Below are 9277 nucleotides of genomic sequence, written 5' to 3' on the forward strand. Positions count from 1 at the left end.
AATTGACAAAAAAGGGCTTCGACTCCGCTCAGCCTGACACAAAGGTCATTTTGAAAATGAATGTCACCCTGAGCGAAGTCGAAGGCTAGTTTAATATTATTTTTTACAGACATTATATGAAATCGATTAAAATAATTACAATACTGTTTTTAGGATTATTATTTTTCAATTTTACTCCAAAACAAAATAATAAACCAACTGTTTTTACGGTGGGTGATTCAACTGTAAAAAACGGTAAAGGTGACGGTACCGGTGGACTTTGGGGCTGGGGAGATTATATAGGTCAGTTTTTGGATACTACAAAAGTCAATATCGAGAATCATGCTTTGGGCGGAACCAGCAGCAGGACTTTTCAGGATAAAGGTTTGTGGACAGCTGTTTTGAACAAACTCAAAAAAGGAGATTATGTCCTGATTCAGTTTGGGCATAATGATGATGGTCCATTAAACGACAGTCTTCGTGCCAGAGGAACAATTAAAGGAATTGGAAATGAAACTCAGGAAATTGATAATATCCTGACGAAAAAACATGAAACTGTACATACTTATGGATGGTACATTCAGAAAGTGATTCAGGAAGCCAAATCCAAAGGCGCAATTCCAATAATATGTTCCCCTATTCCGAGAAATGACTGGAAGGAAGGAAAAGTGCCGCGCAACGACAAATCATACGGATTGTGGGCCAAACAAATAGCAGAAAAGGAAAAAGTAACTTTTATCGATTTGAATGATAAAATGGCTCTTGAAATGGAAAAACTGGGTGAAACAAAAGTAACCGGAACGTATTTCTACAAACGCGACCATACACATACCTCTGCAAAAGGAGCAGTTCTTTCTGCTTCGGTAATTATTAATGAATTAAAAAAAAGCAGCAATTCTTTAAAAAAATATATTTTAGAAAACCCGAAAATTGTACTTCCTGCTAAGAAAAGAGTGTTTTTAATTGGCGATTCGACGATGGCAAATAACAGCAGTAATCCGAATGCTGTTGGTTGGGGAGTTGCATTTCCTCAATATTGCGATACCACCAGAATTGAAGTTATCAATAAGGCAAGAGGCGGAAGAAGCACAAGAACTTTTACCAAAGAAGGATTATGGGATGCAGTAAAAAACGAATTAAAACCTGGTGATTTTATAATGATTCAGTTTGGCCATAACGATGCCGGAGCTGTTGATAAAGAAAAATTCAGAGGTTCACTTAAAGGAAACGGTGATGAAACACAACAAGTAATCCGGGACAGTTTGACCGAAACCGTACATACTTTTGGCTGGTACATGCAAAAATTCATTAAAGAAAGTAAAGAAAAAGGTGCAATTCCGATTGTTTTAAGTCAGACACCAAGAAATGAATGGCCAAACGATAAAGTGGAACGCAGAGCAGATACTTATGGGAAATGGTCTAAAGAAGCCGCCGACAAAGAAAATGCTTTTTATATTGATCTGAATGAAATTGTTGCCTTGAAATATGAAGCATTAGGGAAAGAAAAAGTGAAACCATTTTTTCCAAAGGATCATACACACACGGGAGCAGAAGGCGCTGCTTTTAATGCCCTTGCTGTAGCTGAGAGCCTCAAAAAAATAAAAGACTGCGGGTTTAAAGACTATATTGAAATTCCAAAATAAAAAAAATATCCTGCCATTTTAAACCCGGATCCACATTAGAAGTCTAATGATGAGTCTGGGTTGTTTTTTGGGCTAAAATTACATCTGTTGTTTTGCCACATCGAGCGGAGTCGAGATGCAATAGAGGTTCTCGACTTTAGCCTGTTCTGAGCTTTTGTCGAAGGACCCGAACTGACAATTGAGATATTACATAAAAACAAAAATGCATAAATAATCACTTTTAGCCCCGATAATAGTGAAAATCCTCCCGATTTTTTTCGGGAGATTGTAACGGATAGCGGGACGATGTGTATAAAAAAGCCCAAATGTTTCAGCTTCTAAAAAAAAATGAGGTGAATTAAAATCCAAAAAAAAACGGAATCTACATGAAATCTAAAATTTTACTTTTTGTCTTTTTGCTAAGTTGTCATTTTTCCTTTTCGGCCGAATATTATGTTGCTCCAAATGGAAACGATTCCAATAACGGAACTATAAAAAATCCCGTTGCAACCATTAACAAAGCGCAACAATTAGCCAGTTCCGGAGATACAGTTTATATTCGGGGAGGTGTCTATAAACTTAAAGAAGAACAAATAGCACAATATCATCGTATTTGGGCGTATGTAACCAAACTCGACAAAGACGGCATTAGTTATTTGGCCTATAAAAATGAAACGCCTGTGTTTAATTTTGAAAAAATTAAGCCTGAGAACCTTCGTGTAATCGCATTTTTTATCAGTGGAAATAATATTACCGTTAAAGGAATTGAAGTTACAGGTGTTCAGGTAACTATAAAAGATCATACCCAATCCGAATGTTTTGAGATTCAGGGAAGCAACAATACGCTGGAACAACTAAAAATGCATGACGGCATGGCAATTGGCGTTTACATTACAAAAGGCTCCAATAACCTAATTCTAAATTGTGATGCTTATAGAAATTGGGATTCGGTATCCGAAAATGGTAAAGGCGGTAATACGGATGGTTTTGGCTGTCATGCGCCTGCAGGTAATAAGAACAATATCTTTAGGGGATGCCGCGCCTGGTTTAACAGCGATGATGGCTTTGATTTGATTAATTCTGCCGAACCTGTTTTAATTGATCATTGCTGGGCTTTTTATAATGGTTATACCGTCGACTTTAAAAAACGTGCCGATGGCAATGGGTTTAAGTGTGGAGGTTATGCCGGTACCCCTTTAGAGCATCTCCCTAATCCAATACCCCGAAATACCATTCAGTTTTGCCTGGCCGTGGGAAATAAGCAAGCCGGTTTTTATTCCAACCATCATTTAAACGGCAGTAATTGGTACAATAATACGGCGTATCATAACAGGATAAACTATGATATGCTGAATAGAAAAGCTGTCAAACCGGTCGAATATCTTGAAGATACTCAGGGTTGGAGCCATGTGTTGGCTAATAATCTGGGATATGGTGCCACAGGTGCGGAATTGAACAATATAAATAAGTCTGCCTGTACTTTAAAAAATAATTATTTCGACCTCAGTTTAACAATTACAGCTACAGATTTTTTAAGTCTGGACGAAACTTTTTTGACGGCTTCCAGACAAGCCGATGGAAGCCTTCCTGAAACTTCTTTTTTGAGGCTTAATCCGTCAAGTAATTTGATTGATGCAGGAATAGATATTGGATTTCCTTTTAAAGGAAAAAGCCCTGATTTAGGCTGTTTTGAATCGGAAAAATGATTCTTTTGATTGTCAGTTCGAGCGAAGTCGAGAACCTTTAGAATTGAGAGCCTCTAATGCATTTCGACTTTAGCCTGTCCTGAGCTTTTTGTCGAAGGGCTCGATGTGACAAAAGAGCAAATTGACTATTATAAATCTTCTCGCACAATTCCATAAAAAAACCTCGTTTAAGTAAACGAGGTTTTATCTTTGAATTCAAATATTATTTTTTTGATTCTTCGATAGAAACTTTTCTAAATTCTTTCAAAAGTTTTTCAATTTCTAAAGTTGATTTACGCGCTCTTGCTCCCGCTGCTTTTACACCTTTTTCAGTTAGTGATTCAGCTTCTACTTTAAATGTTTCGATTTCGGCGTTGATTTTTACTAATAGATCTTTCATGCTTATACTTGTTAAATTAAGTCGCAAAAATAAAAGTTTGCTTTATAGTTAACGCAAGTTTAGTGTTAAAATTATCACACTTTTTTGTCCTTGAGTTAATATTAAATTAAAACAAACGCTTTGTTCTTAATAATCAGTGAATTATAAAATTAACCGCTCATTATTTTTTTATTCTTAGTACTTGATTTAGGCCTCTGGATGTAATTTAAAATAAATATAAGGCTGAACGGAGTCAGGAACCTAAACTACATTTCGACTCCGCACAATGTGACACCATAATAATAAACCCATAAATTAGGTGACACAAAGACTTAAATGTTATCTAAATTTGAAGGTAACTTTTCAATAATTAATTTTTAAGTTAGACTTCAAAACTTATCTTTGTAAATCATTTAAAAAATACATCTTCATAATGGTCTGGATTTTCTTTTTATTAGCCGTAATACTTATTCTTGCTTTAGACCTGGGAGTCTTCAATAAAACCCCACATATTATCAGTACAAAAGAAGCAAGCAAATGGACATTGATTTGGGTAACATTATCATTTCTTTTTTCAGGGGTTATCTATTGGCTTTACACTACAGATTACATTGCGAATCCTGATAAGCTGAAACCGGCTGTTGCCTCAATGAAGTTTATTACCGGTTATTTAATTGAGCTTTCTCTAAGTATTGACAATATTTTTGTGATTGCCATAATTTTTGCCGCTTTCAAAATACCTCAAAAATACCAGCACCGTGTTTTATTTTGGGGAATTCTTGGCGCCATAGTTTTTAGGGGATTGATGATTTTCTTTGGCGTAATGCTAATCAATAAATTTACATGGACAACCTACTTATTTGGAGGTTTCTTACTATTTACAGCAATAAAAATGTTGTTTTCCGGTGAAGAAGAAGATTTTCAGCCTAAAAATTCATTCGTTTATAAAACATTAGGAAAAATTATTCCGATTACCTCAGAAATGGATCATGAGAAATTTTTCATTTTAACCGAAAAAGGAAAAAAAGCGGCTACTCCTCTATTTGTTGCTTTAATTGTAATTGAGGTTATGGATGTACTTTTTGCTGTAGACAGCGTTCCGGCAATCCTGGCCATTACATCAGATCCGTTTTTAGTATTCAGTTCTAATATTTTTGCAATCCTGGGATTACGTTCTATGTACTTTTTCTTAGCAAATATGCTGGCTAAATTTAGTTACTTGGAATACAGTTTAATTGCTATTTTGAGCTTTGTAGGATTAAAGATGATTCTTCACGATTTTATTCATCTTCCTGAATGGGTTTCTTTAGGATTTATTGCGCTATCTCTTTTGGTAGGAATTATAGTTTCTTTAAAATTTGGAGAAGAGAAAGAACTTACTGATTTAGACGAAGAATAATTTTTTTCTAAACATATATTCATAAAAAAGGAAATAAATTACGGTTTCCTTTTTTATTTACTATAAATTACAACTAAATCCAATTATATAAATAATTACTTATTATTTTACAATATAAATTAAGAAATTACATCGATAACAATTACTTTTGCGTTTTTTAAAAACTCAAATTAATTACGATGAAAAAAAATTACCTTTATGTAATTCTCTTATTACTTTCCAATTTATTAGCAATTGGACAAAAAGTTACACTTACTCCAACACTTGTAAACGGAGTAGGTTATAGTGGTGGTTCTATTAATTTAGCATCCGTACCTACCTCTACTATTTCATTATCTGTTAAAGTAGAAGTTCCATCGACAGCCGCCGTAGGAGATCAGGGTACTATAAAAATTTACTTTTCAAAAGGTAACGCATTAGGATCAAATATTGCTAATGGTGGTGATGGCGGTGCATTATATTTTGGTGGAGGAAAAATTGCTACCAGAAGCTTTGTTATAAATTTAAGCTGGGGAGATTTTTTAACCTCTGGTGGTTTTATATTTGCTGAATATAAAAGCGGCACGTCTTATATAAGTTCAAATATTGCCGTTATTAAAAATGCAACAATGACTTCTGGAACAAATATAAATCCTCCGGCAGATGCACCAGATCCAAACAAAATTGTAAATACACTATGCTGTGATCAAACCATTCGATTAGGTGACAAACCTGCTCCAATAACTGGATCACAATATTTAAATCCTTATAAATACTTGCCTTACGGAATTGAAAGTTATTGGGAAACAAGCGGTAATCAGCCATTACCTTTAGAGGACACTAACAAGATTTTAAATATTGATTATGTTACTGAACCAGGAGATTTTAATATTACAAGATGGTTAGGATATGATTATCAATATGGATATGAGTTTACTAATAAAAGTAATACTATTACAATCAAAGTAGTTCCTTCTCCAATAACTTCAAATGAAATTTCTATTAAAAATGTACCAGTAACAGAGGATTTTGTAGAAATTTCAAATACAAACCCAAAATCTATAGTTGGTAGTAGATCTAATAATTTAGTAAATTTAAACATTCTTCAAAATCCACTTCATATCGCTCAAAGAGGAGATAATTTGGTTGATATTGAAAGATATGAATGGGAATATACTAAAACAAATATTTCACTAGGTGGACTTAAAGACTGGAAAACTATTGAAGGAGAAAACTCCTCTACTTTAGGTTTCTTTAATCCATCTGATATGACAAATAATGAAGATAATTATTATTTAGTAAGAAGAATTGCTATTTATCAAAACATAAAAAGAGTTAGTAACTCAGTAAAAATATTACTAAGAACAGCTCGGAATAATAATAACATTTGTTGTGATCAAATATTAAACATTCCTTCCGCAGGAATAATTGAATCTCCAAGCACACTTATTGGCTCTACTCCATTCATCGATAACACCACAATTACTGGAACAAATTTAATGTATACATTATCATATCAATGGCAAAGTCAGTCCGTAACCAACAATAGCGTATATGGAAACTGGTTAGATATTTCAGGTGCAACATCAAAAGATTATCTACCGTTACCACTTAATTTCGTAGCAAACCCAAGAGGCAGTTTAATCATTCAAACTACTTATAATTATAGACGATTAGCAACTATAAATTATCAAGTTATAAGTAACGGCCAATTAGTAAAAGGGAATACTAAATCTTATAGTAATGAAGTAAGTTTAGTCTCTTCAAACTCAACCTATACATCTCCAATATTAACAGTTTATCCAAATCCAGCTTCTTCGATTATAAATATTGAGTACAAAGGAACAGATTACATTTTAGCAAATACTCAAATAAATATTGTAAATGCAATGGGAGCTATCGTAAGTTCGAACAATTTTTCAACCATAAATCCAAATTTAATTAGTATAAATATTTCAAATTTAACTTTGGGAACTTACTTTATAAACATTCAAACTGGAGGTAATAGAAATACTCAGTTAACATTCATTAAAAACAATTAATAATGACAAATAAAAAAGGAAATCGTAAGATTTCCTTTTTTTTGTATTCTAAAAATTATTAGTTTAATTTCTTAACATTACTATCATCAATATTGTATTTTTTAATAACAGCATTATAATCTGAATAATCAGGTTTGTTAGCCGATTTGTTAGTGTTTATTCCATCATCACCAGGAACAATTACAATACGAAAAGTTTGATTAGCTCTTAAATTACTTGGAATAGGGTTAATATCTAAATCAAATCCTTCTATAAATATCCTAACATTATCTTGAGTAAAGTCAAATTTATAGGTAAAATATAAAGTACCATCATTATAATAATGTGATTCTGGAATTGGGGCCCATATATCTCGTCCAGTATCAGGATCAGCGCCTGCATATCTGTATACTAATATAACATCCCCTGAATAAATTCTGGAATCAAAATCTATATAATTTTCGGAATTACTGTTTGAGCTAAAAGAAACACCATTTGCTTCAAAAACATAAGCAATTGTATCATTATCTATATCATTACCATCATCCGAACAACTAGAAAACGCCATTAATCCAACAACTGCGAAAAGTGTCAATATTTTTTTCATGATTTTTATTTTTTAAGGTTTATTATAAAGGTATCCCAAAAACCAAACCAAAAAAAAGAAAAACATACTTTTTTTCCTAACTTTTTTTAATCTCATCTGCATTTACTAAATCATTTTACGCGTAAAACACCAGTAATCAAAGGAGAAACAAAAAAAAATAATTTTCAAAAAAAAAGCATCCGCTTTTAACGGATGCTTTAAATTAAGATTTATAAATTAATTTAATAACCGGCAGAAATGATTTTTTTAGTACTGCTGCCTTTACTAGTTGTAACTTTTAGAATATAAGCTTGGAATTTACCTATATAGAAATCAATATTAAAGGTATACTCTTTGTCTAAATAAGAATTTGTATCTGTTTTTGAAGATAACAAAGTTCCTGATAAATCGAACAATTCAATTTTGACATCGCTCGCATAATCAAAGTTATAATGAATTATAATGTAGTTTTTAAATGGAACCGGATAAGCAACAAAACTAGCTTTGTTACTTTCTTTTCCGCTGCTTTCAACTACAACTGTTTCTGTAGTGGTAGATGTCTCAGCAACTATTGGTTCCTGAGTAGCTACACAAGCAAGCGGCGGAATGTTATATCCAATAGAAATTCTACATTGATCAAACGCATTGTTTATCAAATCTACTAAACTTGCGATATCAGAAAGAGAAGCTCCGTTGGTATTTCCTCCTCCCAACGCCTGGTTGGCTAAATTAAATAAATCGCCAACAGTTTTATCTCCTCCTAATTTACTAACTACAGTGTTCGGAATAGTGTAAAATTTATATTCATTACTTACTGTTCCGTCAGGATTACAAGAACGTTCTTTTGGAGTTTTAGATCCGCAACCACCCGCAGGTTCAGCAACTGCCAATATACCTGCCTGCAATTTGAATTTACTCAACTCGCTATCAATACCTAAATTAAGTCCTAACGTAATGGTTTGAGCTAATAAGGTATTATTGATCACTCCTTTTTTAAGATATTGCGGTGGCAATGCACTAATGTGAGGATTTCCATTTGACAACACTTTGCTTGCTCCTCCTCCTGGTAAAACTTCAATTACGGCATTGATATCTGTTGGATTATTAGATACTAAAACAGATTTTCCAACTAAACCAATTGTCATTGTTCCGCCCGGATAAGTACTTAATGATTTCGCAATAAGCGCTTTGGTTGTATAAGGAACTCCTCCTGCACATGACATACCTCCAATATTTCCATAATATCCTTGAGTATACGTACAAATTGGAGTTATACATGGAGTGATCAAAAATGTTGATACTTTTTTAATCGTTTCACAATTGTTAGAAACAACATATTCAATAACCAGTGGCACCCCTAATTGAGGTTTCACGAATTGAGATAAATCTGTAGCCTGAACGTTTCCAAGACATCCTCCTGTGTATTTAAATCCTGCAATCCATGCCACAAATGCTGCATCTGCATCTTCACCACAAATAACTGTTTTATTTGGTGGACTTGATACATTAAGTAAATCAACTTTAGTAATGGTGAAGTCTTTGGTGATGGTGGTGGTGTAACATTTGTCGGTAACCACATAACTCACACTGGTGGTGCCGCCCTGACATAGGTTCGGTGCCACCGGAT

The 9277-nt window shown here is 33.4% G+C and carries 7 protein-coding genes; 4 read left to right on the plus strand and 3 right to left on the minus strand.

Annotation, left to right across the window (positions count from 1 at the left end):
* Positions 1 to 116 precede the first annotated feature (116 nt).
* Entirely contained in the window at positions 117 to 1622 is a 1506-nt protein-coding gene (locus PMI10_RS17480) for a rhamnogalacturonan acetylesterase (protein WP_007810468.1), read from the plus strand.
* 365 nt (positions 1623 to 1987) lie between these two features.
* Entirely contained in the window at positions 1988 to 3307 is a 1320-nt protein-coding gene (locus PMI10_RS17485; protein ID WP_007810469.1) for a right-handed parallel beta-helix repeat-containing protein, read from the plus strand.
* A gap of 202 nt (positions 3308 to 3509) precedes the next feature.
* Here PMI10_RS17485 and PMI10_RS17490 read toward each other — a convergent pair whose 3' ends face one another.
* Positions 3510 to 3686: a histone H1 gene (locus tag PMI10_RS17490; protein ID WP_007810470.1), complete on the minus strand. Its 177-nt coding sequence runs from the start codon at positions 3684 to 3686 to the stop codon at positions 3510 to 3512.
* A 409-nt stretch (positions 3687 to 4095) separates the two neighbouring features.
* Here PMI10_RS17490 and PMI10_RS17495 point away from each other — a divergent pair, with 409 nt between their 5' ends.
* Together PMI10_RS17495 and PMI10_RS17500 are read left to right on the plus strand one after the other, a co-directional pair.
* Positions 4096 to 5064: a TerC family protein gene (locus PMI10_RS17495; RefSeq protein ID WP_035632116.1), complete on the plus strand. Its 969-nt coding sequence runs from the start codon at positions 4096 to 4098 to the stop codon at positions 5062 to 5064.
* Positions 5065 to 5243: 179 nt separating this feature from the next.
* Complete coding sequence (locus PMI10_RS17500; RefSeq protein WP_007810472.1) at positions 5244 to 7085, plus strand: T9SS type A sorting domain-containing protein; 1842 nt, start codon at positions 5244 to 5246, stop codon at positions 7083 to 7085.
* 58 nt (positions 7086 to 7143) lie between these two features.
* Here the strand turns inward: PMI10_RS17500 and PMI10_RS17505 are convergent, their stop codons facing one another.
* Complete coding sequence (locus PMI10_RS17505) at positions 7144 to 7671, minus strand: hypothetical protein (protein ID WP_007810474.1); 528 nt, start codon at positions 7669 to 7671, stop codon at positions 7144 to 7146.
* A gap of 221 nt (positions 7672 to 7892) precedes the next feature.
* Positions 7893 to 9277 (minus strand): T9SS type A sorting domain-containing protein (locus PMI10_RS17510; protein ID WP_007810475.1); only part of this gene is annotated, 1385 nt, incomplete at its 5' end.

The sequence above is a fragment of the Flavobacterium sp. CF136 genome (assembly GCF_000282055.1).
GTDB lineage: Bacteria > Bacteroidota > Bacteroidia > Flavobacteriales > Flavobacteriaceae > Flavobacterium.

Excerpts from the sequence above, each read along its gene's own strand:
- PMI10_RS17480 (WP_007810468.1), top strand. The coding sequence starts at position 117 with ATGAAATCGATTAAAATAATTACAATACTGTTTTTAGGATTATTATTT.
- PMI10_RS17485 (WP_007810469.1), top strand. The coding sequence starts at position 1,988 with ATGAAATCTAAAATTTTACTTTTTGTCTTTTTGCTAAGTTGTCATTTT.
- PMI10_RS17490 (WP_007810470.1), bottom strand. The coding sequence starts at position 3,686 with ATGAAAGATCTATTAGTAAAAATCAACGCCGAAATCGAAACATTTAAA.
- PMI10_RS17500 (WP_007810472.1), top strand. The coding sequence starts at position 5,244 with ATGAAAAAAAATTACCTTTATGTAATTCTCTTATTACTTTCCAATTTA.
- PMI10_RS17505 (WP_007810474.1), bottom strand. The coding sequence starts at position 7,671 with ATGAAAAAAATATTGACACTTTTCGCAGTTGTTGGATTAATGGCGTTT.